This is a genomic window from Blastococcus sp. SYSU D00820, assembly GCF_054050695.1.
The window spans coordinates 56,544-81,563 of sequence record NZ_JBJGZW010000018.1; the positions used below are offsets into that span (position 1 = coordinate 56,544).

The following is a 25,020-nucleotide window of genomic DNA, read 5'->3' on the forward strand; positions in this document are numbered from 1 at the left end:
CCGCCGGCGGGACACCGACTTGGGCGCGGCAGTTCTCAGGCCGGTGGCTCGACCACGTACTGACCCATCATCCCGAGGTCCTCGTGCCAGAGCAGGTGGCAGTGGTACATGAACGGTGCCTCCGGCCCCGCCGGGTGGTCGAAGGTCAGCAGCAGCCGGATCGGAGTCCGCGGCGGCACGTAGACGGTGTCCTTCCAGCCGGCCAGCTCCGGCGGCGGGGGCGCGCCCCCGACCGACAGCACCCGGAACCGGACGCCGTGCGGGTGGAAGCTGTGCGGCTGCTCGTGCGCGCTGGTGACCGTCCAGACCTCGGTCGCCCCCAGCGGCACGGTGAGGTCGATGCGCGCGGGGTCCATCGCCGCGCCGTTGATCCGGTTGGCGGAGAGGTCGAAGCTGCGCTCGGCCGACGCCGCGGCCGGATCGGGCGCCGGCACGTCGGCGAGGGTCGCCGGCAGCTCCGGCGACGGCGCCAGGTGGTGGGCGGCGGCCAGTTCCAGGAGCGGGAGCGTGTCGGCGCCGCCGTAGGCCGCGGCCGCCTGCGGCAGCAGGCCGAGGTCGGGCGGCACCGAGACCAGCTGCAGCCGCTCGCCGGCGGTCAGTGTCACGACCAGCTCCGCGCGCTCGCCGGGCGACAGCCGCACCGACCGCACCGGCACCGGCGCGGCCAGCAGGCCGCCGTCGCCGGCGACCATCGCCAGCTCGCGGCCGTCCGCGGCGGCCACGGCGTACACCCGCCCGCCCGAGGCGTTGACCACCCGCAGCCGGATCCGCTGCGTGGTCACCTCGAGCCGGCCGCCGGCCACGCCGTTGACCAGCACGACCTCGCCCAGCGGGCCGATCGCGGTGCGGGTCTCCTCGTCGATGCGGCCGTCGGGGGTGAACGTCTTGTCCTGCAGCAGCAGGGGCACGTCGTCCACGCCGTAGCGCGCGGGCAGCCCGGGGGGCGCGGCGTCGTCGTCGACGAGGAAGGCGCCGGCCAGCCCCCGGAGCACCTGCTCGGAGCTGTGCATGTGCGGGTGCGGGTGGTACCAGAGCGTGGCGGCCGGCTGGTCGACCGTCCAGCTGGGCCACACCGACCCGCCCGGCGGGACGGGGGCGTGCGGGCCGCCGTCCGCGGTGCCGGGCAGCTCCATGCCGTGCCAGTGCACGGTCGTGCCGTCCATCAGCTCGTTGGTCACCTCGACCCGCACGGTCTCCCCGCGGCGGGCCCGCAGGGTGGGGCCGAGGTAGGCGCCCTCGTAGCCCCACGTGGGGGTGGCGGTGCCCGCGGTGAACTCCGTGGTGCCGGCCTGCGCGCGCAGCCGGAAGACCCGGACGTCGTCGGCGTCGAGCTCGGACGGCGCGAGCGGCGGCACCGGCACGAGGGGCACCCCGTCGGCGTCGGTGGCCGGCGCCGGCCGCTCCGGTCCGCCGGCCCCGGCCACTGGGCGCGCGGGCGGCTCGCCCGCCGTGCAGGCGGCCAGCACGGGCACGGACAGGGCGGCCGACGCGCCGGCGAGCAGGAACGCCCGCCGGCTCACCGCCGCCCCGGGCCGCCCGGGGAGCCCGGCCCGGCGGCCGGCCTCCCCGGAGGACCGGCGGCTCACGCGACGCTGACCGCCGCGATCATGCCGAGCACGAAGTGCGGCGGGCTGGTCTCGTCCTTGGCGACCGGGCAGATGAGCAGGTACTCGCCGGCCGGCAGGTCGAGGGTGACGCCGCCGGTCGCGCCGTGGGAGGCGACCGCCTCGCCGATCAGCTCGATCTTGGCGAAGGAGCCCTCGGGGTCGGCGACGAACTGCTCGGGGGTCAGCGTCTGCCCGTCGGCGACGCGGGCCACGAGCATGACGTGCTCCTCGTGGGCCTGCGACATGTTGGGCATGACGAAGTTCACGACGCCGGCGGGCAGCGTCGCCGGCACGCCCTCGAAGTTGTAGTCGACCGCGGTGACGGTGACCGACTCGTAGTCGCAGTTGTCGGCGACGCCCTGCTGGATCGCGCCGACGGCCTCGATCGTCCCGGGCGAGAACAGCGCGCTGGGGTCGCCACCGGTCAGCGCGGCCTGGGCGTCCTGCAGCGTGGCCGCGGCCTCGGCGAGGTCCGCGGGGGCGTTGTCGACGATCGCCTGCACCGGGCCGCCGAGCGCCTCGCCGTAGGCGGCGACGTCCTCGGGGCTCGGACCGGTCTCCCCGCCCATCGGCTTGGGGGTGGCGTCGAGGTCGACGACGCCCTGGCAGAACGCCTCGAGGTCGCCGCCGCTGCCGTCGGAGGCGAGGTTGGTGTCCTCGGAGCCGGCACCGCCGGCCGAGGTGTCGTCGGCGGCGCTGCAGCCCGCGGCGGCGAGCATCGCGGCCAGGCAGCCCGCGGCGAGGAGGCGGGTCGTCGTGGTCGTGCGGAGCATGGGGGCCTCTCCCGGAGGTGTCGGTGATCGAGTCCCCTGGACAGTGCCGTCGGGGGTGACCCGAGCACGAGGGACCGCCGTCCCGTCCTGCCGGGACGCGCGCCCGGGCGGGCCGGGAACGCGCGACGCCCCTCCCGGGCGGACCGGGAGGGGCGTCGGGGGCGGGACGGCTCAGGCCAGCCCGAGGTCTCGGCGCAGCTTCGCGACGTGGCCGGTGGCCTTGACGTTGTAGGCGGCCCTCTCGATGCGGCCCTCGGCGTCGACGACGAACGTCGAGCGGATCACGCCCACCACCTCCTTGCCGTACAGCTTCTTGGGGCCGTAGGCGCCGTACGCGGTCAGCACGCTCTTGTCCGGGTCGGACAGCAGCGTGATGCCCAGCGACTCCTTCTCCCGGAAGCGCATCAGCTTCTCCGGCGGGTCGGGGGAGATGCCGATGATGTCCAGCCCGGCCTCGGCGAGCTCACCCGCGGCGGCGGTGAAGTCGACCGCCTGCGTGGTGCAGCCCGGGGTCAGCGCCGCCGGGTAGCAGTAGACGACCACCCGGCGTCCGCGGTGGTCCGACAGCGACACCGGGGTGCCCTCGGCGTCGAGGAGGGTGAAGTCCGGCGCCCGGTCCCCAGGGGCCAGGCGGACGGGCGCGTCCGGGGTGCTGGTGTCGGTCATGCCCGGCATCCTGCCGTGGTCCGCCGACAGCGGTGCACGGGGGAGCGCCCGCTACCCCGCGAGGAACGACAGCCGCACGTGCCGCTGCGGGTTGTCCACGTTGGTGTCCACCAGGCAGATCCGCTGCCAGGTGCCCAGCTGCAGCCGGCCCTCCAGGACGGGGATCGTCGCGTGCGGTGGCACGAACGCCGGGAGCACGTGGTCTCGGCCGTGGCCGGGGCTGCCGTGCCGGTGCCGCCAGCGGTCGTCGCGCGGCAGCAGGTCCTCCAGGGCGGCGAGCAGGTCGGGATCGCTGCCGGCACCGGTTTCGATCACCGCCACGCCCGCGGTCGCGTGCGGCACGAACACCTGCAGCAGCCCGTCGGCCTCACCGGAGACGAACTCGGCGCACTCGTCGGTCAGGTCCACCACGGCGGGCACGCCGCCGGTCCGCACGCTGCGCAGCTCCGATCGCATGCGCCGATCCTGCCGGTCGCGCGCGGGCGGGACATCCGGACGCGCGCGGGCGGGGCCGGCGTCCTCCGCCGGCCCCGCCCGAGGACGGCGTCAGCCCAGGTGCGCCCAGACCACGGCGCCCACGCCGATGACCAGGCCGGCGCCGCCGACGGTCAGGGTGGCGTACTGCGGCAGGCGGCGGCGGAAGACGGTGGCGATGCCGCCGAAGAACAGCGACAGGGCGAGGAACACCGTCGACAGGTCGAACTTGTCACCCTGGTCGTCGTCGGCGACCGCCTGCTGGTAGGTCGCGTCGGCCTGCTCGGACAGCTCGTTGCCCTCGGCCCACTCGGGCAGTGCGTACGGCGAGCCGGCGTCGGCGTCGAACGGGTCGGTGACCTCGTCGCCCGTGGTGTCGTACCACTGGACCGTCTCCTCGAGGTTCTCCGAGAAGTAGTTGTCGCGCAGCGCGTCGGCGACCTGGGGCTGACCGGCGATCAGCGCCTGGGCGTACTGCAGGAACAGCGTGCGGTCGTAGTTGAACTGGCCGGTGGCGTCGCCGTAGATGTCGGCGGCCTGGCTGGTGAGGGTGTTGGCCTGGGCGTAGCCCTGGATGGCGTTGCCGCCATAGATGGCCGACCAGTAGGCGCTCCACGCGGTGGCGACGGCGGCCAGGCCCAGCAGCACCGCGGCGACGAGCTCCATCCGGCGACCGTGCCGCTCCTCCTGCTCCTCGGCGTCGTCGACGGGATGCGCGGCGTGCTGGGCCATGGGTCGCTGCTCCGGTGCTCGGGGGAGGCGCACCCGGCGATCGCCGGGAGGCGAGCGGACAGTAGTAGTCGCAGGTCGGCAGCCTGTTCCGGTTCCGGCGACACGACGACGGTGCGGAGCACTACTGTCGACTCACGTGACTCCCGCCCCGCAGACCCCACGCCCCGACGGGCGCACCGCCGACCAGCTCCGGCCGGTCACGATCACCCGCAACTGGCTCGACCACGCCGAGGGCTCGGTGCTCGTGGAGTTCGGGCGCACCCGCGTGCTCTGCGCCGCGAGCGTCACCGAGGGGGTGCCGCGCTGGCGCCGCGGCTCGGGCCTGGGCTGGGTCACCGCCGAGTACGCGATGCTGCCGCGGGCCACCCACACCCGGGGCGACCGCGAGTCGGTCAAGGGCCGCATCGGCGGCCGGACGCACGAAATCAGCCGGCTGATCGGGCGCTCGCTGCGGGCCGCGATCGACCTCGGCGCGCTCGGCGAGAACAGCATCGCCATCGACTGCGACGTCCTGCAGGCCGACGGCGGCACCCGCACCGCGGCGATCACTGGGGCCTACGTCGCCCTGGCCGACGCCGTCTCGTGGCTGGGGGAGCGGGGCAAGCTGGCGAAGAAGAACGCGATCGCCGAGTCCGTGGCGGCCGTGAGCGTCGGCGTCATCGACGGCCAGCCGCGGCTGGACCTCGCCTACGAGGAGGACGTGCGCGCCGGCACCGACATGAACGTGGTGTGCACCGGCAGCGGTGGCTTCGTCGAGGTGCAGGGCACGGCGGAGGGCGCCGTCTTCGACCGGCCCACGCTCGACGCGCTGCTCGACCTGGCCGTGGCCGGCTGCGCCGAGCTGACCCGCCTCCAGCGGGAGGCGCTGGCCCGATGAGCACCCGGCTGCTGCTGGCCACGCGCAACCCGGGCAAGCTCGCGGAGCTGCAGCGGCTGCTGACCTCCGCCGTCCCGGGTGTCGAGGTCGTGGGCCTGCGCGACGTCCCGGAGTACCCGGAGGCGCCCGAGACCGGCGCCACCTTCGCCGAGAACGCGCTGCTCAAGGCGCGCGAGGCGGTCCGGTACACCGGGCTGCCCGCGGTCGCCGACGACTCCGGCATCGCCGTCGACGCGCTGAACGGCATGCCGGGCGTGCTCTCCGCGCGCTGGTCCGGACGGCACGGGGACGACGCGGCGAACACCGCGCTGCTGCTGGGCCAGCTCGCCGACGTGCCCGACGAGCGGCGCGGCGCGGCCTTCGTCTGCGCCGCGGCGCTGGTGACCCCCGACGGCACCGAGCACGTGCTCGAGCGCGCCTGGCGCGGGCGGGTGGTGCGCGAGCCGCGCGGCAGCAACGGCTTCGGCTACGACCCGGTGTTCGAGCCGGAGGGGCTGACGCTCACCTCCGCCGAGTTGTCGCCCGCCGAGAAGGACGCGAGGAGCCACCGGGCCCAGGCGTTCGCGGCCCTCGTCCCCCTGGTCGCCGCGGCACTCGCCGGCCGCTGAGCCGGCTCACGGCGTCTCGCTGAAGCCGAGCCAGTCGAACGGGTCGCCGTCCGCGTGGCGGACCGGGCTGGTCTCCCAGTCCTCGGGCGCGGCGTGCCGGCCCCGGGATCCCTCCTCGCGGGCGGCGTGCCGGCCGGTGCGGCGCCAGGCGGCCTCGAAGTCCGCGGCGGCGGCCCAGTCGGAGTCGCCGAGCAGGTCGGGGGCGCGGTGCCGGCCCGCAGCGGCCGGCCGGACGGGAGTGGCGGTCATGGCCGGGGCAACGGCCGCGGAGGAGCCGGGCTGCAGCCCCTGATTGCACGGGGCGACCCGATGGGGGGAGACGGTCCCGGACGGACCTCGTCGGCGGAACGGCGCGGGGCCGGGCCGACCCCGCAGCAGGGGCGGCCCCGCGTACTGTCCGTCGACGGCACCGGCGCCGGCGAGAGGGGTGGACGCGTGTACGCGGACCGGAGGGCCTGGCTGGCCTCGCTGCGGCCGGGCCCGGTCGGCTACCGCCGGGCCGACTACCTGCGCGGGGGGCTGGGCGCCCTCGTGGGCATCGCGCTCGCCGCCCTCACCGCCCGTCTGGTGCCCGGCGGACCGGAGGCCCTGCCCTTCATCGTCGCGCCGATGGGCGCCACCGCGGTGCTGCTGTTCGCCGCGCCGGCCAGCCCGCTGGCCCAGCCGTGGTCGCTGCTGGTCGGCAACACCAGCTCCTCGCTGGTCGGCATCGCCGCCGGCCGCCTGGTGGACGACGTCGCGCTGGCCGCGGCCGTCGCGGTGGGCGCGGCCATCGCGCTGATGATGCTGCTGCGCTGCGTGCACCCCCCGGGCGGCGCCTGCGCGCTGTTCGCCGCCGTGGGCGGGTCGGCGGTGGCCGAGCAGGGCTTCGCCTTCGCCCTGTGGCCGGTCGGCGTCAACACCGTCGTCCTGCTGGTGGTCGGGGCGCTGGTCAACAACCTGACCGGCCGGCCGTATCCGCACGTGCCCCCGCCGCCGCCCCCGGCCCAGGGCACCGACGCCGCGCCCAGCGAGCGGGTGGGCGTGTCGACCGAGGACGTCACGCAGGCCATCGCCCGCCTGGACCGCGGTCTCGACGTGCTGCCCGGCGACGTGGTGTCGCTCATCCGCGAGGCCGAGGCCCAGGCGCTGGACCGCCGGCTGGGCCGGCTGCGGGTGGGCTCGCTGATGGCGCGCGACGTGAAGAGCGTGCTGCCCGGCGACACCCTCTACCGGGCGCGCATGGTGATCAACCAGCACCACGTCAAGGCCGTGCCGGTGGTGGACGCCGAGCACCGCGTCGTCGGCATCATCACCGTCTTCGACCTGTTCAACCGCGACATCGTCGAGTTCGACCCGGTGTCGAAGGTGATGACCACCCCGGTCACGACCGTTCCCGAGGACATGCCGGTGGCCGACCTCGTCGAGCTGATGACCGACCGGGGGCTGCGCAACCTGCCGGTCGTCGACGCCGCGGGCCGGCTGGTCGGGATCATCACCCGCACCGAGCTCATCGCCGTCCTGCACCGGGCGCTGGTCGGCTCCTAGGGGCGTGAGCCGCCCCGGCGGTGGGCAGTGCGGGGCCATGCAGGTCGTCGTGGACGGAATCGGGTCGCTGCGCTTCGACGACGGGACGCCGGTCACCGCCGCCTCGGGCATCGCCCCGTTCGGCGACGGCTGGCTGGTCGCCCAGGACGACGCGACGTCGGCGGCCTGGGTGCGCGCGGGCGGGGTCACCGCGGTGCGGGTGCTGCCGCCGGTCGACGGCCTCGACCGGTTCCGCGAGGACGAGGGCACCAAGCACCTCAAACCCGACCTCGAGGTCGCCTCCCCGGCCGAGGTCGACGGCGAGCCCGCCGTCGTGCTGCTCGGCTCCGGCTCGGGCCCGCGGCGGATGCGCGGGATCGTCGTGCGGCTGGCCGACGGCCGGCCGGAGGTGCGGGCGGGCGAGCTGGGGCCGCTCTACGCCCGGGTGGCCGCGCTGCTGGGCGTGCCGGCGGACCAGCTCAACCTCGAGGGCGCCGCCCGGTCGGGGGACACGGTGCGCTGGTTCCAGCGGGGCAACCTGGCCGCCGGGGTGGCCGACGCCAGCGTCGACGTGCCGCTGGCCGACCTCGTGGCCGCCGTCCTCGGGCGGACACCGGCCGCCGCCGTGCCGGTGGCGGCGCCGCGCCGCTACGACCTCGGCCGGGTCGAGGGGGTGGGGCTGGCGGTCACCGACGCGGTCGCGCTGCCCGACGGCCGCGTGGTCCTCAGCGCGGCCGCGGAGGACACTCCCAACGCCGTCGACGACGGGCCGGTCGTCGCCACCGCGCTGGCCCTGGCCGACGGCGACCGGGTGCTCGCCGTCGCGCCCGTGCCCGAGGTCGGCGGCCGGGTGCACAAGATCGAGGGGCTGGCCCTGCGCGGCAGCTCGCGCGACGAGGTGTCGCTGCTGGCGGTCGTGGACGACGACGACCCGCAGCGACCGTCGGCGACGGTCGAGCTGCGGGTCGTCCTCTGAACCCGGCTCAGGGGGTGGCGGTCGCCGCCGGCGCCGAGGTCGCCGGCGCCTGCGTCGTGGACCGGGTGGGCTCGGGAGCCGCCGTCGTCGACCGGGGGGTGGTCGGCGTGGACGGCGCGGTCGAGCTCGTGCCGGTGCTCGTGCTCGCGGGCGCGTCGGTCTCGGTGCCGGGGGCCTCGGAGCTCGTCGCCGGGGCGCCGGTGCCGGGGCTCGCCGGGGCGGTGGTCGCCGGCGCCGTCGGCTCGGCGTCCCGCGTCGACGAGGTGTTCGTGAACGAGCCGATCGTCGTCGTCCCCGAGGTGCTGCTGGTCGTGCCGCCGACGAGGGCGGACACCGGCTTCTGCCCGATCAGCTCGATCCCGGTCACGATCCCCATGGCCAGGACGAAGACCGCGCCGGCGTAGAGCGCCACCCGCTTGACGTCCAGCCGGCGGGGCGCCGGGGCGCGGCGCGGATCGAGGTGGGCGGGCAGGGCCGCGGTCGCCGGCGGCCCGGCCGTCGGCTCCGGTGTCGCCTGGTTGTTCGCCTGGCCGTTCGCCGGGCGGGCGCCGCCGAGCTGGGCGCGGACCTGGCGCAGCCGCTCGTTGGTCTTCTCCAGCGACTGCTTGTAGAGGGCGGCGGTCACGGAGCTGATCACGCTGGCCAGGCCGGCGCCGATCAGGGTGCCGACGGCGCCGAAGAAGGACATCACCACGGCCGTGGACACCGCGGCCAGGGCGCCGGCGGCGATCTGGGCGATGTTGAGGGCGCTGGCCTTCGCCTTCTCCGCGGACTCGGCGGACTCGGCGGACGAGGTTCGGTCGGTCGGTTCGGTGCGCGGGGAGGACATGGTCTCCGGGATGGTGCGGGGATGCGGGGAAGAGGGCCATCCGGCTGCGCTGCCGGCCGGCCGCACCTCGACGGTACGGCGCCCCCGGCGACGCGGCTGGGCGACCGTCACGCTCGGCGGGCCCCTCACCTGCGACGACCCGATCGTGTGATCCTCACGACATCCAGGCCGGGCTACGGTGCGGCGATGACCGACGAGCGGCACGGCGCGGGGTTCCGGCGTCGCGGTCCGCGGCTGCTCCGCTGGCTGCACCGCGGCAGCGCCCCCGGGCGGACCGCCCCCGCGGAACCGGCTGGCCCGGACGACTGGCTGGAGGACGTCGAGGCCGTCACCCTCACCGTCGTCGAGGGGCTCGAGCTGCGCGAGGTCGGCGAGCTGCTCGGCTTCGACTGGTCGACCGAGCGGCAGGCGACCTTCGACCAGGCCTGCGACCTGGTGGACCTGGACTCCTCCGCGGCGCCGGTGCAGGTCGGGGAGCGCGACGGCCGGCTCGTGGTCGTGGAGAACAACGGCTACCAGGCGACCGACGAGGCGCTGCTCGCCGAGCTCTCCCGGGGCGGCTCCGCCGTCTGCGTGTTCTGGAACATCAACGCGCGGTACCAGTTGTCCCTGGCGCGTCGGGGGACGGTGGTCCGGTCGCTCGACCCGTTCCTCCAGGACTGGGAGCCGATCGGGGACCCGCTGCCGGAGGAGGAGGGCCTGGACTTCCAGGACGGGAGCGGCCGCGCGCTGCTGCTGGAGCTGGTCGACCGGCTGACCGGCATCCGGATCGACGAGGAGTGGCTGCTCCGGCGTCCGCACCGCACCTGGACCACCGCCGGACCACCCCTGCCGTGACCGGCGGGTCAGGCGGCGGCCCGGCCCTCGTACATGTATCCCGCCCAGCCCGGCGCATCGTCCTGGCGCCACCGCGTCAGCCGGGTGACCGTCAGCGGCGAGGACGCCAGCAACGCGGCGACGTCGTTGTCCAGCACGCAGCCGGTGCGCAGCCGATCGGCCCGGTGCCCGCGGCGCTGCCATCGCCGGACCGACGGGTCCGGGGACAGTCCGTGCTCGACGAAGTGCAGGGCGGCGCCGGGGCGCAGGACGCGGGCCACCTCCGCCAGCGCGGCGGCCGGGTCGGGCAGCTCGCACAGGACCCAGGTGCAGAGGGCTGCGTCGAAGCGGTCGTCGGGGAAGGGCAGCGACTGCGCGTCGCCCTCGGTGACGACGACGGGGACGGCGGAGGTCCCGGCGCGCTCGGCGGCGTCCCGCAGCACAGTGGCGGAGGGCTCGACGGCCCAGACGCCGGTAACCGCCGGGGGAAGGTGCGACTGGTTGGGCCCGTACCCGTGGCCGATCTCGAGGACCTCACCGGTGAGGCCGGCGCACACCCGCGCCCGGACGTCGCCGCCCGCCCCGTCGGACGGGACCCGGGGACGCAGGATCCGGCTGGGAACGCTCACGCCGTCCCATGATCCTCCGCCGGGGCGGCAGGCGCTGGCGGTGCGGGAGGCGGGAGTCGAACCCGCACGCCCGAAGGCACCAGATCCTAAGTCTGGCGTGGCTGCCGTTACACCACTCCCGCCGCGCAGCAGAGTGTAGGAGGACCCGGCGGGAGAAGCCCGGAGGTCGCCCGTGCGGGTTGCCCCGAGCGGTCGGAACGCGCCCCGCGACGGCGGGTCTGGCAGGCTGTCGCCGTGCCTCGCGACCCTCGACAGATTCAGCTGGAGATCGACGCTGCCCGTGAGTCGCTGGCGGCCACGCTCGACCAGCTGGCCTTCCGCACCAGCCCGACGCGGCTGAAGTCGCAGGGCCGGGAGGCCGTCCAGCGCTTCCTCGCCTCGCCCGCGGGCAAGGCCACCATCGGCGCGGTCGGCCTGTTCGTCACCGTGGTCGTGGTCAACGCGGTGCGGTCCCGCAAGCGCTGACCGTGCGCCGTCCGCGGCCCGACCCGGTCGGTCCCGGCCAGGAGTCGGTCTGGGACTACCCCCGGCCGCCGTCGGCCGAGGTGACCGCGCGGCGGGTCGTGGTCGAGCTCGGCGGCCGGGTGGTCGCCGACACCGTGCGGGCGGTGCGGGTCTGCGAGACCAGCCACCCGCCGGTCTACTACGTGCCGGTCGCCGACGTCGTCCCCGGCGTGCTCGAGCGCGCCGAGGGCAGCTCGTGGTGCGAGTGGAAGGGCGCGGCCACGTACTGGGACGCCGTCGTCGACGGCCGGCGCCACCCGGCGGTCGGCTGGTCCTACGAGCGGCCCACCGCCGGGTACGAGCTCCTGCGCGGCGCGGTCGCGTTCTATCCGAGCCGGGTCGACCGCGCGCTGGTCGACGGCGAGGCCGTGCGGGCCCAGCCCGGCGACTTCTACGGCGGCTGGATCACCGCCGACGTCGTCGGCCCCGTCAAGGGCGATCCGGGCACGCTCGGCTGGTGACCGGCGCGGACGCTCAGCGGGCCTCCAGCTAGCGGGACTGGCGCAGCACCGGCAGCACGAGGGTGTCCAGCACCTGGTCGGCGTAGGCCTCGTCCACCGGCTCGCCGGTCAGCAGCCAGCGCTGCACGAGCAGCGCGCTGGTGGCCTCGGCGACGATCGACCGGGCCATGCCCTGGCCGATCTCGCCGCGGGCGGCCGCGCGGTCCCAGACCTGCGCGTAGGCGTCCCGCCAGACCTCCAGCGGTCCGCTGCGGAACGCCTCGGTCATCGCCTCCTGGTGCTGCATCGCCGGCAGCAGCGAGCGGATCGCCGTGCCCACCGGCCCGTTCACCACCCCGACCAGCAGGTGCATGAGAGCGCGGAGATCGCCCTCCAGCGTGCCGGTGTCGGTGGGAACGGCCACCGCCCGGTTCATGTCCGAGATGGTGTCGACGACGAGGTCCTGCTTCGTCCGCCACCGGCGGTAGATCGTCGCCTTGCCGACGCCGGCCTCGGCGGCCACCGCGTCCATGGTCAGCGCCCCGTACCCGACCTCACCCAGCAGCCGCAGGATGGCGGCGCGGATGACGCCGTCGCGGCTGGGGTCGCGCGGCCGGCCACCGCGGTTGGGACGCACGGGGTCGGTCGACGGGAGAGGCCTCATGCCCGGCACCTTAGACACTTAAGTTGTGGACGAGGTGCCTGCCCGGCGTGGACGCGCCGGGTCCACCCCCGCGCGCCTGTCGCCGGGACACCCCGACGTCGGCCATCCTCCTCGCGTGGCCAGCACCACCGGTCCGACCGGCTCCCTGCCCGTCGTCCCCGTCCGGCGGCGGGAGGCGTGGCCACTACCGGAGGTCGCCACCCGGGTGCTCATGGCCAGCGAGGTGGACAGCGTGCTGCCCTCCGTCGCGGGCATCGCCCGGTCGGTCGGGCTCTCGGTGTACGCGGCCCCCGGCCTGCTCGACCTCACCGACGAGCGGGACGGCGTGGGCGTCGAGCGGCTGTTCGACCGGCTCTCCCGGGAGCTCACCGGCGCCGAGGCCGAGGTCGTGCGGGTGTCCACCGATCCGCCGGGGGAGTACACCGCGCTGGTCACCCGGCTGCTGACCGCCCCCACGCTCGCCGTCGAGCTCGCCCGACGGGGCGTGACCGCGGAGGTCGGCGTGCTGGCCGAGGCCGAGCTGTGGTCGGTGTACCAGCCGATCGTCACGCTGGGCGACCGGCGGGTGGTCGCGCACGAGGCGCTGCTGCGCGGAGCGGTCGACGGCCGGGAGATCGGCGGCGGCGACCTGTTCTTCGTCGCCGAGTCCGCCGGCTGGCTGGCCCGGCTGGACCGCATCGGCCGGGAGTGCGCCGTCGCCGGCGCCGCCGGCTGGCTGGGGGACGCCGACCTGTTCGTCAACACCCACCCCACCTCGGTGCACCGCCCGGAGGCCGACCTGGCGAGCACCGTCGAGGCGCTGGCCGCGGCCGGCCTGGCTCCCGAGCGGCTGGTCATCGAGGTCGGCGAGCCCTCCGCCGTCGCCGACCACGGGCACCTGCTGTCGGTGCTCGAGCACTACCGCTCGCTGGGCTGGCGGGTCGCCCTGGACGACGTCGCCGCCGGCTGGGCCAGCCGGTCGCTGCTGACCAGCCTCCGCCCCGACGTCGTGAAGCTCGGCAAGCCGCTGGTGGCCGCCCTGCCCGACGACGGCGCGCGCACCATGGTCGCCTCGGTCGTGGAGTCCGCGCACCGGGTGGGCGCGCTGGTCGTGGCCGAGGGCGTGGAGACCGAGCAGGCCGCCGAGGAGGTCGCCGCGCTGGGCGCCGACCAGGGTCAGGGCTGGCTGTTCGGCCGCCCGGCGACGCCGGTCAGCGCAGCGCCCACCCCGTGAGCACCGGCCGCGCGTGCTCGTGGCCCAGCACGCCGTAGGCGCCGGCCGGGAGGGCGAACAGCGCGCCGGCCTCGGGGCCCAGCCCGAGCCACCGCGCGGTGAGCACCCGCAGCACGTGGCCGTGCGCGACCAGCGCGACGTCGCCGTCGGCCAGCCGGGGACGCACCCGGTCGAGCACCCGGTCGACGCGGACGCCCACCGCCGCCAGGGTCTCGCCGGGGGTGGCGCCGGGCGTGACCGGGTCCCGCCAGACCGACCACTCCCGGCCCAGCTCCTCGCTGATCTCCGCGGTGGTGCGGCCCTCGTAGCCGCCGTAGTCCAGCTCCACGAGGTCCTCGTCGACCGCCGTCGCGGTCAGCCCGGCCAGCTCGGCGGTGCGCCGGGCGCGCTGCATCGGGCTCACCCGCACCTCGGCGAAGTTCCGCCGGCTCAGCTCCGGGGCCAGGGCGCGGGCGCGTTCCTCTCCCTCGGGCAGGAGGGGGAGGTCCGTCGTCCCGGTGTGCTGGCCGCTGCGGCTCCACTCGGTCTGCCCGTGCCGGAGCACCAGGATCTCGCCACGCTTCGCCTCGGCCACGGGCTCATCGAACACGCATCCGGGAACAGCCGCGCGGGCTGGCGTGCTGGCACCCGGCATGACCACCGCAGAGCTGTCCGACACCTTCTCGATCGGCGGGGACCTCCCCGTGCACCGGCTCGGCTACGGCGCCATGCAGCTGCCCGGCCCGGGCGTGTGGGGTGAACCGGCCGACCGGGAGGGCGCGCTGCGCGTCGTCCGCGCCGCCGTCGAGCAGGGCGTCGACTTCATCGACACCGCCGACTCCTACGGGCCGTTCGTCAGCGAGCAGATCATCGCCGAGGCGCTGCACCCCTACCCCGAGAACCTGGTCATCGCGACCAAGGCCGGCCTGACCCGGCAGGGCCCGGGCATCTGGACCGCGGTCGGCCGCCCGGCCTACCTGCGCCAGCAGGTCGAGCTCTCGCTGCGGCACCTGGAGGTGGAGCGCATCGACCTCATCCAGCTGCATCGCATCGACCCCGAGGTGCCGCTGGCCGACCAGCTCGGCGCGTTCAAGGAGCTGCAGGACGAGGGCAAGGTGCGCCACATCGGCGTCTCGGAGGTCTCGGTCGAGGAGCTGCGCGCGGCGCGGGAGATCGTCGACGTCGTCAGCGTGCAGAACCTCTACAACCTGACCAACCGGCAGAGCCAGGACGTCCTCGACGTCGCCACCGAGCACGGCATCGCGTTCATCCCGTGGTTCCCGATCGCGACCGGCGACCTCGCCGCCCCGGACAGCCCGGTGGCCGACATCGCCCGCGAGCTCGACGCCACGCCGTCCCAGGTGGCGCTGGCCTGGCTGCTGCAGAAGTCGCCGGTCGTGCTGCCCATCCCGGGCACCAAGAGCGTCGACCACCTCACCGAGAACCTCGGGGCGGCCCGGCTGACCCTCTCCGCGGAGGACATGGCCCGCCTGGACGCGCTCGCCTGACTCAGCGCCAGCGGCGCAGGCTCTCCGCGGCCGGTGCCGACCGGCCGCGGCCCGGCCGCCGCTCGTGCCACCGGCCCGCCCCCCGGACCAGCCGCGGGCGGCGGGCCGGCGCCGGTGCGGCCTCGTCCGGGGCGGGCCGGGGCGGCACCGCGTCGAGCAGGCCGTCCAGCTCCAGCCGGCCGGCCAGGCCCGCGCCGGCCACCATGCGCCGGGTCGCCCCGGGCGCACCGACCAGCCGGCAGGCACGCCCGGCCGGGGCCAGCGCCTGGGTGTACTCGGTGAGCGCGAGCAGCGGGGCCTCGTCGGTGAACCGGACCCCCGCGACGTCGACGACGACCTGCCGGGTGCCCAGCGCGGCAGCGGCCGTGAGGGCCGCGCCGAGCCGGTCGAGGGTCGCGACGCCCGCCTCGCCGGTGAGCCGGACGACCACCTGGTCGGGCGTCGGGACGACGGCGACGGACAGGTGCGGCACGGGCACCTCCGAGCTGTGGAACGGTGGCGGCCGCGGTTCCGGACGCCGCCCTCGACGCTAGCCCGGGCCCGACATGGTCACAACTGGCAGTGGTCGCACCGTTGCGGAGAGCTTCCGGTACCGGGCGGTGCCACCATCGCGTCGTGGACGGCGGTGCCACCATGGCGTCGTGGACGCCGAGGACTTCCAGCAGATCCGGGACGCGGTACGCCAGCTGGTGCGGGAGGTGGTGGTCCCGCGCGAGGAGGAGATCGACCTCGACGACCGCATCCCCGAGGAGCTGCGGGCTGCGGCGGCCGAGATGGGCCTGTTCGGCTACGCGCTGCCCGAGGAGTACGGCGGCCTGGGCGTCACGATGGCCGAGGACGTCGAGCTGGCCTTCGAGTTCGGCTACACCACCCCGGCGTTCCGCTCGCTGTTCGGCACCAACAACGGCATCGCCGGCCAGGTGATCGCGCGGTTCGGCAGCGACGCGCAGAAGAAGGCCTACCTCCCGCGGCTGGCGAGCGGCGAGCTGATCGGCTCCTTCGCCCTCACCGAGGCCGAGGCCGGCTCCGATCCCGCCGGGCTGCGCACCAGCGCCCGCCGGGACGGCGACTCCTGGGTGCTCAACGGCGCCAAGCGCTACATCACCAACGCCCCGATCGCCGACCTGTTCGTCGTCTTCGCCCGCACCGACCCCGCGGAGAAGGGCGGGCGGGGCATCTCCAGCTTCGTCGTCGACGCCTCGGCCCCGGGGCTCACCCTCGGCCCCCGCGACAAGAAGATGGGCCAGTCGGGGGCGTGGACCTCCGAGGTGTTCCTCGACGACGTGCGCGTGCCGGCCGACGCCCTCGTCGGTGAGGAGGGCCGCGGATACAGCAAGGCGCTCACCGTGCTCTCCCGCGGCCGCCTGCACATCGCCGCGCTCTGCGTCGGCATGGCGCAGCGGGTGCTCGACGAGTCGGTCGCCTACGCGGCCACCGCGAAGCAGGGCGGCGCGCCGATCGGCCGGTTCCAGCTGGTGCAGGCGCTGATCGCCGACACCCACGCCGAGCTGCTGGCCGGCCGGGCGATGGTGCGCGAGGTGGCCGCCGCCTACGACAGCGGCGCCGACACCTCGATCGGGCCGTCCTCGGCCAAGCTCTTCTGCAGCGAGATGGTCGCCCGCGCCACCGACCGCGCCGTCCAGGTGCACGGGGGGCTGGGCTACCTGCGCACCACCCCGGTCGAGCGCTTCTACCGCGACGCCCGGCTCTACCGGCTCTACGAGGGCACCAGCGAGGTGCAGCGGGTGATCATCGGCGGTGGCCTGCTCCGGGCGGCCGGCATGCCGCGTGGCTGAGGCGCTGGGCCCGGAGCAGCGCGCCGCCCGCCGCGACGCCGTCGCCGACCTCGGCGCGGCGCTGCGCGAGCTGGTCGACGCCGCCGTCCGCACCGAGGTGGACGACGCCGACCTCGCCGCGGCCGCCACCACCGCCCGGGAGCTGGCCGCCCGGCTGCGGGTGACCGGCCGGGACCTGCACGAGATCCCCCGGGTCGACGACCCCGAGCGGGGCGAGCGCTGGTACAACCCGGTGTACGGGCCGGGCAGCCCGGTCGCGCCGCCCCTGGTGGCCGCCGCCGGCGCCGACGGCCGGGCCACCGGCCGGGTGACGGTCGGGAAGCCGCACGAGGGCCCACCCGGCCTGGTGCACGGCGGGGTGGTGGCCACGCTGCTGGACCACGTGCTGGCGCGGGCGGTGCGCGCGTCCGGCCAGGGTGGGCTGACCGCGACGCTGACCGTCCGCTACCGCCGGCCGGTCCGCCTCGGCGTCCCGCTGCTGCTGTCGGCCGAGGTCGGCCAGACCGAGGGGCGGCGCACCTCGGCGACCGCCCGGCTGGTCGCCGAGGGGGCCCCGGGCACCGTGCTGGCCGAGGCCGAGGGCCTGTTCGTGGCGCCGCGGGCCGGCTAGCCCGGCGCGTTCGCCGGGTCGCCGGCGGGGTCGAGCCGCTCCCCGCCGGCCGGGGTGAGCAGCGGCCCCTCGCTGCCGGTGCCGGCCAGCAGCGCCCGGACGAACTGGGCCAGCACGTCGTCGCCGGGGTGGGCCGGCGTCCAGTCCAGCAGCGTGCGGGCCCGGGTGGTGTCCAGCGCGGGCGCCTGGGTGCCCAGGTCGAGCCAGCCGGGCTCGGTGGGCACGAGGTGCGCGTGGAAGGCGGCCGACAGCGCCGTCCGCAGCGCCACCGCGGGCACCGGCACCCGCCGGCCGCCGAGCGCGCGGGCGATGCCGGCGGCGTCGAGGGTGGGCTCGGCGGCGAGGTTGAACGGCCCGGGGGCACGGCGGTCGAGCATGCGCGCGAGGGCGTCGGCGACGTCGTCGGCGTGCACGAAGCCGACCCGGACGGCGGGCAGGGGGAGGGGCACCACCCGCGTCACCGACGCCGGCAGCATCCGGGCCGCGCCGTAGAGCAGCGGGCCGAGGAAGTAGCGGCCGATCTCGCCGGCCGCCTGCGGCTGCAGCACCAGGGTCGGCCGGACGACGGTGAGCGTGACCTCGGGCGAGCGGGCGAACACCTGCCGCACGACCCGCTCGGCCTGGCTCTTGTCCCGGCTGTACTGGGAGCTCGGGATGCCGGTGATCGGCCAGTCCTCGGCCACCGCCTGCCCGCGCGCGCCGGGAGCGTAGGCGCCGAGGGAGGACATGTGCACGAATTGCGCCACCCCGGCGGCGGCGGCCGCGCGGGCCAGCCGCTCGGTGCCCTCGACGTTGACCCGGTGCAGCTGCTCGGGGTGGCGGCCGGGCTGCAGCGCCCACGCCAGGTGGACGACGGCGTCGACCCCCTCCAGGAACGCCGGCAGCACCTCCTCCACCGCGGTCTCGCCCAGGTCGCCGAGGTGCCACCGCACGCCGTCGTAGGGCGGCACCTCCGGCGGCTGCCGACGGGCCAGCCCGCGCACCTCGGCGACGCCGGTGCCGGCCAGCCGCCGCAGCAGCGCGCTGCCGACGTTGCCACTGGCGCCGGTGACGGCGATCCGGAGGCCCTGCAGGTGGTCGCGGCTGAGCTCAGGCATGCCCCGCCGCTACCCGCGCGTCCCCGGCGACACGCCGCCCCCGGGGCAGGTCCCGGAAAACAACCGGCCCCCCGGTGTGGGCACGGAGAGGGAGGGGATGTAACGATCCGGTAACCACGACCGGGTCTTTGGGCCCTACTGTGGCCCGACCAGCAGCGGCCGAGCTTCCCCGGAGTCCCCATGTCGCACCGCTCCTCCGCCGTCGCCCGTACCGAGCGCCACCCCGACCGCGCCGGCAGCCGTCCGGTCGGGATGCTCGGCATCGGTCGGGGCGGGATGCGGGTGGTCCGCGGCTGGCTCGCCGAGATCCCGGCCGGCACACCGGTCGGCTGGGCGGCCGCCCAGCGGGCCGACGAGGTGGCCCTCGCCGAACTCGAGCGCTGGGTCGCCCGCACCGGCGGTGACGACTGCGACCTCATGCTCGCCGGCCCGGCCGAGGACGTCGCGGCCGCGCGGGAGACCGCGCTGCGGCTCGGCGTGCCCGAGGCCGCCGTCCGGGTCGCCGTCGTCCCCGACGACGGGGGCGCGGGCCCGGCCTGACGCGGGGCCTCCGCGGGGGCGCACCGCAACACGAACGTCACCGTTCCCGGCGCTCAGCGGCAACGTCTGCGTCGTCTACTCCCACGGGACAGGGACCACTCCCAGTAGACGAGAGGAACGCCGTGGACGTCGGCAGTACCGCATTCATCCTCGCCGCCACGATGGCGGTCGCGCTCATGATCCCGGGCCTGGCGCTGTTCTACGGCGGCATGGTCGGCTCCCGCTCGGTCCTGAACATGATCATGATGGTGTTCGGAGCCGTCGCCGTCGTCGGCGTCCTCTGGACGCTGTTCGGCTTCTCCGCCGTCTTCGGCGACTCCTACGGCGGCCTGGGCCTGCTGGGCGACGTGACCGAGCACATGGGGCTCGGCGACCTGCTCGCCGGCGACGAGAGCGCGGCGCTCCCCCCGGCCCTGGTCGCGGTCTTCCAGGCGCTGTTCGCCGTCATCACCACCGCGCTGATCGCCGGGGCGGTCTCCGACCGCGTGCGCTTCGGCCCGTGGCTGGTGTTCGCCGGCCTGTGGGCGGCGCTGGTCTACTTCCCGGTCGCGCACTGGGTGTTCGCCTTCGACGCGCCCGACGGCAGCCTGCAGGGCGGATGGATCGCCAACACCCTCGGCGCGGTCGACTTCGCCGGCGGCACCGCGGTGCACATCAACGCCGGCATCGGCGCGCTGGCCGTCGTCCTGGTGGTGGGCAAGCGCGCCGGCTGGCCGCGGCAGGCCCGCCCCAACAGCCTGCCGCTGGTCGCGCTCGGCGCCGGCATCCTGTGGTTCGGCTGGTTCGGCTTCAACGGCGGCTCGGCGCTGGCCGCCGGCAACAGCGCGTCGGTCGTCATGCTCACCACCTTCAACGCCACCTGCGCGGCGGTGCTGGCCTGGCTGCTGGTCGAGCGGCTGCGCGACGGCCACGCCACCACGCTCGGCGGCATGTCCGGCGCGATCGCCGGCCTGGTCGCCATCACCCCCGCCTGCGGCGCGGTCAGCCCGCTGGGGGCGCTCGCCGTCGGCGCGATCGCCGGCGCGATCTGCCCGCTGGCGATCTCGCTGAAGTACCGGTTCGGCTACGACGACTCCCTCGACGTCGTCGGCGTCCACCTCGTCGGCGGCGTGATCGGCACGCTGCTGGTCGGGTTCCTCGGCACCGCCGAGGCGCCCAGCGGCCGGGCCGGCCTCCTCTACGGCGGCGGGTTCGGCCTGCTCGGCACGCAGGCGGTCGCCGCGGTGGCGGTGCTCGGCTACTCCTTCGTCGTCACCCTGCTCATCGCCCTGGCGGTGCAGAAGACCCTGGGCCTGCGGCTGACCGCGGAGGACGAGGCCCGCGGCGTGGACCTGGTGGAGCACGCCGAGGTGGCCTACGACGCCGAGGGGAAGATCCACACCCCCGGCGCCGGCCCGACGCCGGAGGCGGTCATCGCCTCGGCCGAGCGGATCACCCGGACCGAGGCGACCCCGGCCGGCTGACCCCACGTCGCACGACGGAGGCCGGTCCCGCACCCGCGGGGCCGGCCTCCGGCCGTCGGCAGCTCAGTGCACGCCGACGGGAGCGGGGTCCGGCGACTCCTCCAGTGCCCGGCCGCGCAGCTCCGGCAGCGCCCACGAGGCGATCGCGGCCAGCACGAACGCCGCGGCGAAGGTGCCGAACACCAGCCCGGTGCCGCCGAGGTCCAGCAGCGGGGGCACGCACAGCGGCGCGGCGATGGAGGCGATCCGGCCGAAACCGGCCGCCGCGCCGGCCCCGGTGCCGCGCAACGCGGTCGGGTAGACCTCCGGGGTCACCGCGTACACCGCGCCCCAGGCACCGAGGTTGAAGAAGGACAGCACCATGCCGGTGACCAGGACGGCGGTGTCCCCGGCGGCCAGCGCGAACAGCCCCGCCCCGACCGCGGAGCCGGCCAGGAACACCACGAGCGTGCGCCGCCGCCCCCAGCGCTCGATCAGCAGCGCGGCCACGGCGTAACCGGGCAGCTGGGCCAGGGTGATCACGAGCGTGTAGCCGAAGGACCGGACCAGCGAGAAGCCGGAGGCGACCAGCAGGCTCGGCAGCCAGATGAAGGCGCCGTAGTAGGCGAAGTTGATGCCGAACCAGACCGCCCACAGCGCCGCCGTCCGGCCGCGGGTGCCCGGCGCCCACAGGGCGCGCGGACCGGGGGCGGGCACCGGCCGCGGCGGCGGCGACGGCACCGCCGGCACGCCCGCGGCGGACTCGAAGCGGCGCACCGCCGCCTCGGCCTCCTCCACCCGGCCGCGCAGCTCCAGGAACCGCACCGACTCCGGCAGCCCCCGCCGCACGACGACGGCGTAGAGCGCCGGAACGGCGCCGAGGGCCAGCGCCCACCGCCAGCCGTCGGCCGACGCGGGCACCACGAGGTAGCCGATCAGCGCCGCGAGCAGCCAGCCGACCGCCCAGAACGCCTCGAGCGCGACGACCACCCGGCCGCGCAGCCGGGCCGGGGCGTACTCGCTCACCAGCGTGGAGGCCACCGGCAGCTCCGCGCCCAGGCCGAGCCCGATGAGGAAGCGGAACACCAGCAGCGAGGCGACCGACCACGAGAGGGCGGCCGCACCGGTGGCCACGCCGAACACCAGGAGGGTGACCGCGAAGACCTGCCGCCGGCCGAACCGGTCGGCCAGCAGCCCGCCGAGGGTGGCGCCCAGTGCCATGCCGACGAAGCCGATCGAGCCGATCCACGACAGCTCGGTGTCGCCGAGGCCCCACTGCACGGCGAGGGCGGCCATGACGAAGGAGATGAGCCCGACGTCCATGGCGTCCAGCGCCCAGCCCACCCCGGAGCCGACGACCAGCCGGCCGTGCTGGCGGGTGAAGGGCAGCCGGTCGAGGCGCTCGGCGCGGGTGGCCGGGGCGGTCGCGTCGGGGCTCATGGCCGCGCTGGCTACCCCGCGCGGCGCGGGCTCACGCGAGGCGTTCGGTCACACCACGTGGCCGAAACCGGTGACGGCGAGGAAGCGGATCGGCAGCTCCAGCAGCTCGGCCGGGCCGTGCGGGCCCTCGCCGTCGAAGACCAGCGAGTCGCCGGCCCGCATCTCGTAGCGGGCCTCGCCGTGGCCGTAGACCATCGCGCCCTCGAGCATGTGGATGAACTCGGTTCCGGCGTGCTGGAACAGCGGGAAGACCTCGCTGGCCTCGGTGAGGGTGACCAGCAGCGGCTCCAGCCGCTTGTGCTCGCCCCGCAGCGTGCCCAGCACCTGGTAGAGGTGGCCGACGTTGCTCCCGCGGCGCACGATCCGCGCCCCCTGGCCGGCCGGGGTGAACACCGCCTCGCGGTCGGCGTCCACCCCGCGGAACAGGGCGGTGACCGGCACTGCCAGCCCCTCGGCCAGGCGCGCCAGGCTGGACAGGCTGCAGGAGGTCTGGGCGTTCTCGATCTTGGAGAGCATCGCCTTGCTCATGCCCGTGATCCGGGCGAGGTCGGCCAGGGAGATGCCCTTGGCCAGCCGCAGCTCGCGCACCCGCCGGGCGATGACGTCCTCGAGGTGCCCGCTGGGTACGTCGTCGTGCGGAACGTGCTCCGGGGAGACCTCCACCGGGCGAGCATAGGTGCGGCACCGGGCCCCGGACGGTGCGGCGACGAGAACGTAACGGCTCGGTAACCCCTTCGGGGGTCCACCGGTCGTAGCGTCCGTCCACCGCCAGTGGACAGGGAAGGCAGGGCCATGACCCCCCAGCACAGCAGCGTGCCGCGGTGGCCGGCCGCGCCCGAGCCGGTGGACCCGGCCGGCCGCACGGTCAGCCTGGTCGGCTTCGGCGCGGCCGGGGCGGCGGTGGTCCGCGAGTGGGAGCAGCAGGCGCGGCCGGGGTCGGTGGTCGCGGTCTCGACCGCCGAGCGCGCCGACGACGCCGCGCTGGCGGAGCTGGCCGGGCAGGTGGCGCGGGCCCGGGTGGGCTGGCGGCTGATGCTGGCCGGCCCGGAGGTCGACGTCCTCGCCGCGCGGGCGGTGGTCACCGGGCTGGGGCTGCTGGACGCCGAGATCCGGGTCGCCGTCACGAGCACCGAGCGCCGGCGGGTGCACTGCGCGCACTGCCGCACCACCACCGACCGGGCGGTCCCCGTCGGGGGCGAGCTGCCCTGCGCGGGCTGCGGGCGGCGGCTGCAGGTGCACGGCCACGTCTCGCGCCGGACCGGCACCTACCTCGGGTCGACGCCGGACGCCGCGGGGGTGGCGTGACCGCCGTCCTGTCCGGTGCACCCCGGGCCGGCGCGGGGGAGGCGCCGGGCCGGGTGCTCGAGGTCGCCGCCGTCGCCGAGGCTGCGCCCGGCATCCGCACGCTGGCGCTGCGCGACCCCGGCGGGGCGCTGCTGCCCGGCCATCCGCCCGGCAGCCACCTGGTGCTGACGCTGGGGGAGCGGCGCAACGCCTACTCGCTCACCGGCGACGGCAGCCCGGCGGCGGAGTACCGCATCTCGGTGCTGCTGTGTCCCGACGGCGCGGGCGGCTCGGCCGCGGTGCACCGGCTGGCGGTGGGCGACCTGGTCGCCGCGGCGGGGCCGCGCAGCGCCTTCGCGCCGGTCTCGACCGCGCGGCACTCCCTGCTGGTGGCCGGCGGCATCGGGATCACCCCGCTGCTGTCGCACGCCCGCGCCGCGGTCCGGTGGTCGCGGTCGTTCCGGCTGCTCTACGGGCACCGGCCCGGCGCCGGGGCGCACGTGGCGGAGCTGGCCGCGCTGTGCGGCGACCGGGTGTCGGTGCACGAGTCCACCGCGGAGCTCCGGGACGTCGTCCGCGCCGCGCTGGCCGACCAGCCGATCGGCACGCACGTGTACGTCTGCGGGCCGGCGCCGCTGATCGCCTTCGTCGAGGAGACCGCGGCCGCGCTGGGCTGGCCCGAGCAGCGGGTGCACGCCGAGCGCTTCGCCGCCGCCGACCTCGACCCCGGCCGGCCGTTCACCGCGCGGCTGGCCCGCTCCGGCGCGGCGGTGGCGGTGCCCGCGGGCACGAGCCTGCTGGCGGCGCTGGAGGGTGCGGGCGTCGCCGTCCCGAGCATGTGCCGGCAGGGCGTCTGCGGCGAGTGCCGGGTGCCGGTCACCGCCGGCCGTCCCCTGCACCGCGACCTCTACCTGTCCGAGGCCGAGCGTGCCGCCGGCGACGCGGTCATGTGCTGCGTCTCCCGCAGCCTGGACGACGAACTGGAGCTGGACCTGTGACCACCTCGCTGCCCCGCGTCTCGGCGCGGCTGGCCCGCTTCCCCTTCCCGTTCGCGGCCGACGCCTACCGGTACTCGACCAACGTGGAGCCGGCGCGCCGGCCGGTGGCCACGGCGGCCGGGAGCTGGGGTGCCCGGCTGCTCGACGTCGACGACGAGTGCGCCGCCGAGCTGGCGCTGCGCCGGGAGGTGCTCGCCGCCGACCCGACGCGCTGCGCGGAGCTGCCGCACATGCGGATCGCCGCCTGGGACGCGCTGACCACCCTGCTGCCGGAGCTGGCCGCCGCCCATCCCGGCGTCATGTCGCTGGCCGAGCGCGGCGACCGCTGGTACTGGCGCAACGACCTGATCGGCACCTCGACCAGCTTCCGGGTGGGTGACGACGACTCGCTGCCCGGCGGTCCGCTGTTCTTCCTCGGCAGCCAGGTGCAGGAGGACGTCGTCCTGCTCGACCAGCGCGAGGGCTCGCTGTGGGCCGACGCCGGGCTGGTCACCTTCGCCGCCGACTGGTCGATGGGCTTCGACGTCGGCATGCGCTTCCGCGAGGTGCACGGGCCGGTGCCGCGGGTGCACGAGACCGGCGTCATCACCCGGGCCGAGCAGTTCCTCATGCGGCTGCAGCCGGGCGAGGCCTACCGCCGCACCAACTGGTCGATGACGGTCGACCGGCGGCTGGACACCTCCACCGAGGCCCGGTCGGAGTGGGCGCCGCAGCGCTGGGGGATCGCCGCCGACCCGGCGCTGCCCGACCGGCTGCACCTGCGGGTCGAGGTGCAGCACCTGCTGCGGCTCGGCGTCTCGAACGCCGTCTGCTTCCTCATCCGCACGTACCTGGTGTCGCTGCGGGAGCTGGCCGCCGTGCCGGAGTGGCGCCGGCGGCTGGGCGAGGTGCTGGCCGAGCTGCCCGACGACATGGCCGACTACAAGGGGCTGACCCGGCTGCGCGGCGCCGCGGTGGACTGGCTGCGCGCCGGCTGAGCAGCCGCTCCCGGGGTGCTGCTCGCGCTGCCGGA

The 25,020-nt window shown here is 76.1% G+C and carries 30 protein-coding genes and 1 tRNA gene; 16 read left to right on the plus strand and 15 right to left on the minus strand.

From position 1 onward, the window contains the following. Positions 1-35: 35 nt before the first annotated feature. The 5 genes from ACI79R_RS17565 to ACI79R_RS17585 form a co-directional block, all read right to left on the minus strand. The gene (locus ACI79R_RS17565) at positions 36-1,586 is read right to left on the minus strand and encodes a multicopper oxidase family protein (RefSeq protein ID WP_456574942.1); all 1,551 of its coding nucleotides are present in this window, start codon (positions 1,584-1,586) and stop codon (positions 36-38) included. Further along, positions 1,583-2,380 carry a hypothetical protein gene (locus ACI79R_RS17570; protein ID WP_456574943.1) on the minus strand — a complete coding sequence of 266 codons (798 nt, stop codon included), beginning with the start codon at positions 2,378-2,380 and terminating at the stop codon, positions 1,583-1,585. The genes ACI79R_RS17565 and ACI79R_RS17570 overlap by 4 nt, the downstream gene beginning before the upstream one ends. A gap of 171 nt (positions 2,381-2,551) precedes the next feature. Beyond that, complete coding sequence (gene bcp / locus ACI79R_RS17575) at positions 2,552-3,046, minus strand: thioredoxin-dependent thiol peroxidase (RefSeq protein ID WP_456574944.1); 495 nt, start codon at positions 3,044-3,046, stop codon at positions 2,552-2,554. Positions 3,047-3,097: 51 nt separating this feature from the next. Next, positions 3,098-3,502, minus strand: coding sequence for a YjbQ family protein (locus tag ACI79R_RS17580; RefSeq protein WP_456574945.1), 405 nt, complete (start codon positions 3,500-3,502; stop codon positions 3,098-3,100). 90 nt (positions 3,503-3,592) lie between these two features. Continuing rightward, positions 3,593-4,252: a DUF4337 family protein gene (locus ACI79R_RS17585; RefSeq protein ID WP_456574946.1), complete on the minus strand. Its 660-nt coding sequence runs from the start codon at positions 4,250-4,252 to the stop codon at positions 3,593-3,595. Between the two features lie 136 nt (positions 4,253-4,388). On the opposite strand from ACI79R_RS17585, the gene rph reads away from it, so the two are divergent. After that, positions 4,389-5,129: a ribonuclease PH gene (gene rph / locus ACI79R_RS17590; RefSeq protein WP_456574947.1), complete on the plus strand. Its 741-nt coding sequence runs from the start codon at positions 4,389-4,391 to the stop codon at positions 5,127-5,129. Next, entirely contained in the window at positions 5,126-5,737 is a 612-nt protein-coding gene (gene rdgB, locus ACI79R_RS17595; protein ID WP_456574948.1) for an RdgB/HAM1 family non-canonical purine NTP pyrophosphatase, read from the plus strand. The genes rph and rdgB overlap by 4 nt, the downstream gene beginning before the upstream one ends. 6 nt (positions 5,738-5,743) lie before the next feature. On the opposite strand, the gene ACI79R_RS17600 is transcribed toward rdgB, so the two are convergent. Beyond that, entirely contained in the window at positions 5,744-5,986 is a 243-nt protein-coding gene (locus ACI79R_RS17600) for a hypothetical protein (protein ID WP_456574949.1), read from the minus strand. A gap of 186 nt (positions 5,987-6,172) precedes the next feature. Between ACI79R_RS17600 and ACI79R_RS17605 the strand changes: the two genes are divergently transcribed. Together ACI79R_RS17605 and ACI79R_RS17610 are read left to right on the plus strand one after the other, a co-directional pair. Then, positions 6,173-7,264 carry an HPP family protein gene (locus ACI79R_RS17605; protein ID WP_456574950.1) on the plus strand — a complete coding sequence of 364 codons (1,092 nt, stop codon included), beginning with the start codon at positions 6,173-6,175 and terminating at the stop codon, positions 7,262-7,264. A gap of 49 nt (positions 7,265-7,313) precedes the next feature. Continuing rightward, a complete protein-coding gene (locus ACI79R_RS17610) occupies positions 7,314-8,219 on the plus strand; it encodes a DUF6910 family protein (protein ID WP_456574951.1) in 906 nt (301 codons plus the stop codon). Positions 8,220-8,226: 7 nt separating this feature from the next. Here ACI79R_RS17610 and ACI79R_RS17615 read toward each other — a convergent pair whose 3' ends face one another. Then, positions 8,227-9,048, minus strand: coding sequence for a hypothetical protein (locus tag ACI79R_RS17615; RefSeq protein WP_456574952.1), 822 nt, complete (start codon positions 9,046-9,048; stop codon positions 8,227-8,229). Positions 9,049-9,234: 186 nt separating this feature from the next. On the opposite strand from ACI79R_RS17615, the gene ACI79R_RS17620 reads away from it, so the two are divergent. Next, positions 9,235-9,885 carry a DUF6461 domain-containing protein gene (locus tag ACI79R_RS17620; RefSeq protein ID WP_456574953.1) on the plus strand — a complete coding sequence of 217 codons (651 nt, stop codon included), beginning with the start codon at positions 9,235-9,237 and terminating at the stop codon, positions 9,883-9,885. 8 nt (positions 9,886-9,893) lie between these two features. On the opposite strand, the gene ACI79R_RS17625 is transcribed toward ACI79R_RS17620, so the two are convergent. Together ACI79R_RS17625 and ACI79R_RS17630 are read right to left on the minus strand one after the other, a co-directional pair. Continuing rightward, entirely contained in the window at positions 9,894-10,493 is a 600-nt protein-coding gene (locus tag ACI79R_RS17625) for a class I SAM-dependent methyltransferase (RefSeq protein WP_456574954.1), read from the minus strand. 41 nt (positions 10,494-10,534) lie between these two features. Continuing rightward, positions 10,535-10,615: transfer RNA gene (locus tag ACI79R_RS17630), tRNA-Leu, on the minus strand. Positions 10,616-10,727: 112 nt separating this feature from the next. On the opposite strand from ACI79R_RS17630, the gene ACI79R_RS17635 reads away from it, so the two are divergent. Next, the gene (locus ACI79R_RS17635) at positions 10,728-10,958 is read left to right on the plus strand and encodes a DUF3618 domain-containing protein (RefSeq protein WP_456574955.1); all 231 of its coding nucleotides are present in this window, start codon (positions 10,728-10,730) and stop codon (positions 10,956-10,958) included. 2 nt (positions 10,959-10,960) lie between these two features. After that, positions 10,961-11,458 (plus strand): DUF427 domain-containing protein, encoded by a 498-nt coding sequence (locus ACI79R_RS17640; RefSeq protein ID WP_456574956.1) that lies wholly within the window; start codon positions 10,961-10,963, stop codon positions 11,456-11,458. Positions 11,459-11,486: 28 nt separating this feature from the next. Here the strand turns inward: ACI79R_RS17640 and ACI79R_RS17645 are convergent, their stop codons facing one another. After that, positions 11,487-12,101 (minus strand): TetR/AcrR family transcriptional regulator, encoded by a 615-nt coding sequence (locus ACI79R_RS17645; protein ID WP_456574957.1) that lies wholly within the window; start codon positions 12,099-12,101, stop codon positions 11,487-11,489. A 115-nt stretch (positions 12,102-12,216) separates the two neighbouring features. On the opposite strand from ACI79R_RS17645, the gene ACI79R_RS17650 reads away from it, so the two are divergent. Then, positions 12,217-13,314, plus strand: coding sequence for an EAL domain-containing protein (locus tag ACI79R_RS17650; RefSeq protein ID WP_456574958.1), 1,098 nt, complete (start codon positions 12,217-12,219; stop codon positions 13,312-13,314). On the opposite strand, the gene ACI79R_RS17655 is transcribed toward ACI79R_RS17650, so the two are convergent. Then, positions 13,292-13,888 (minus strand): histidine phosphatase family protein, encoded by a 597-nt coding sequence (locus ACI79R_RS17655; RefSeq protein WP_456574959.1) that lies wholly within the window; start codon positions 13,886-13,888, stop codon positions 13,292-13,294. The genes ACI79R_RS17650 and ACI79R_RS17655 overlap by 23 nt on opposite strands. 58 nt (positions 13,889-13,946) lie before the next feature. Between ACI79R_RS17655 and ACI79R_RS17660 the strand changes: the two genes are divergently transcribed. Further along, the gene (locus tag ACI79R_RS17660; protein ID WP_456574960.1) at positions 13,947-14,801 is read left to right on the plus strand and encodes an aldo/keto reductase; all 855 of its coding nucleotides are present in this window, start codon (positions 13,947-13,949) and stop codon (positions 14,799-14,801) included. Position 14,802: 1 nt separating this feature from the next. Here ACI79R_RS17660 and ACI79R_RS17665 read toward each other — a convergent pair whose 3' ends face one another. Further along, positions 14,803-15,273, minus strand: coding sequence for an STAS domain-containing protein (locus tag ACI79R_RS17665; protein WP_456574961.1), 471 nt, complete (start codon positions 15,271-15,273; stop codon positions 14,803-14,805). A 169-nt stretch (positions 15,274-15,442) separates the two neighbouring features. On the opposite strand from ACI79R_RS17665, the gene ACI79R_RS17670 reads away from it, so the two are divergent. Both ACI79R_RS17670 and ACI79R_RS17675 read left to right on the plus strand, forming a co-directional pair. After that, complete coding sequence (locus tag ACI79R_RS17670) at positions 15,443-16,597, plus strand: acyl-CoA dehydrogenase family protein (RefSeq protein WP_456574962.1); 1,155 nt, start codon at positions 15,443-15,445, stop codon at positions 16,595-16,597. After that, the gene (locus ACI79R_RS17675) at positions 16,590-17,207 is read left to right on the plus strand and encodes a PaaI family thioesterase (protein ID WP_456574963.1); all 618 of its coding nucleotides are present in this window, start codon (positions 16,590-16,592) and stop codon (positions 17,205-17,207) included. Before ACI79R_RS17670 ends, ACI79R_RS17675 begins: the two co-directional genes overlap by 8 nt. Here ACI79R_RS17675 and ACI79R_RS17680 read toward each other — a convergent pair. Next, complete coding sequence (locus tag ACI79R_RS17680; RefSeq protein WP_456574964.1) at positions 17,204-18,304, minus strand: NAD-dependent epimerase/dehydratase family protein; 1,101 nt, start codon at positions 18,302-18,304, stop codon at positions 17,204-17,206. The two genes, ACI79R_RS17675 and ACI79R_RS17680, sit on opposite strands and share 4 nt — an antisense overlap. A gap of 180 nt (positions 18,305-18,484) precedes the next feature. On the opposite strand from ACI79R_RS17680, the gene ACI79R_RS17685 reads away from it, so the two are divergent. After that, positions 18,485-18,844 carry a hypothetical protein gene (locus tag ACI79R_RS17685; protein WP_456574965.1) on the plus strand — a complete coding sequence of 120 codons (360 nt, stop codon included), beginning with the start codon at positions 18,485-18,487 and terminating at the stop codon, positions 18,842-18,844. Between the two features lie 122 nt (positions 18,845-18,966). Further along, complete coding sequence (locus ACI79R_RS17690) at positions 18,967-20,307, plus strand: ammonium transporter (protein WP_456574966.1); 1,341 nt, start codon at positions 18,967-18,969, stop codon at positions 20,305-20,307. A 63-nt stretch (positions 20,308-20,370) separates the two neighbouring features. On the opposite strand, the gene ACI79R_RS17695 is transcribed toward ACI79R_RS17690, so the two are convergent. Together ACI79R_RS17695 and ACI79R_RS17700 are read right to left on the minus strand one after the other, a co-directional pair. Further along, on the minus strand, positions 20,371-21,726 hold the full coding sequence (locus tag ACI79R_RS17695) for an MFS transporter (RefSeq protein WP_456574967.1): 1,356 nt from the start codon (positions 21,724-21,726) through the stop codon (positions 20,371-20,373). Positions 21,727-21,774: 48 nt separating this feature from the next. After that, the gene (locus ACI79R_RS17700; protein WP_456574968.1) at positions 21,775-22,389 is read right to left on the minus strand and encodes a helix-turn-helix domain-containing protein; all 615 of its coding nucleotides are present in this window, start codon (positions 22,387-22,389) and stop codon (positions 21,775-21,777) included. 129 nt (positions 22,390-22,518) lie between these two features. Here ACI79R_RS17700 and ACI79R_RS17705 point away from each other — a divergent pair, with 129 nt between their 5' ends. Genes ACI79R_RS17705 through ACI79R_RS17715 form a run of 3 tightly spaced genes read left to right on the plus strand, consistent with a single transcriptional unit; the run spans position 22,519 to position 24,985 of the window. Beyond that, positions 22,519-23,031 carry a dimethylamine monooxygenase subunit DmmA family protein gene (locus tag ACI79R_RS17705; RefSeq protein WP_456574969.1) on the plus strand — a complete coding sequence of 171 codons (513 nt, stop codon included), beginning with the start codon at positions 22,519-22,521 and terminating at the stop codon, positions 23,029-23,031. Further along, positions 23,028-24,008, plus strand: coding sequence for a PDR/VanB family oxidoreductase (locus tag ACI79R_RS17710; RefSeq protein ID WP_456574970.1), 981 nt, complete (start codon positions 23,028-23,030; stop codon positions 24,006-24,008). The genes ACI79R_RS17705 and ACI79R_RS17710 overlap by 4 nt, the downstream gene beginning before the upstream one ends. Further along, positions 24,005-24,985 (plus strand): heme-dependent oxidative N-demethylase family protein, encoded by a 981-nt coding sequence (locus tag ACI79R_RS17715; RefSeq protein WP_456574971.1) that lies wholly within the window; start codon positions 24,005-24,007, stop codon positions 24,983-24,985. Before ACI79R_RS17710 ends, ACI79R_RS17715 begins: the two co-directional genes overlap by 4 nt. The last annotated feature ends 35 nt before the right edge of the window (positions 24,986-25,020 follow it).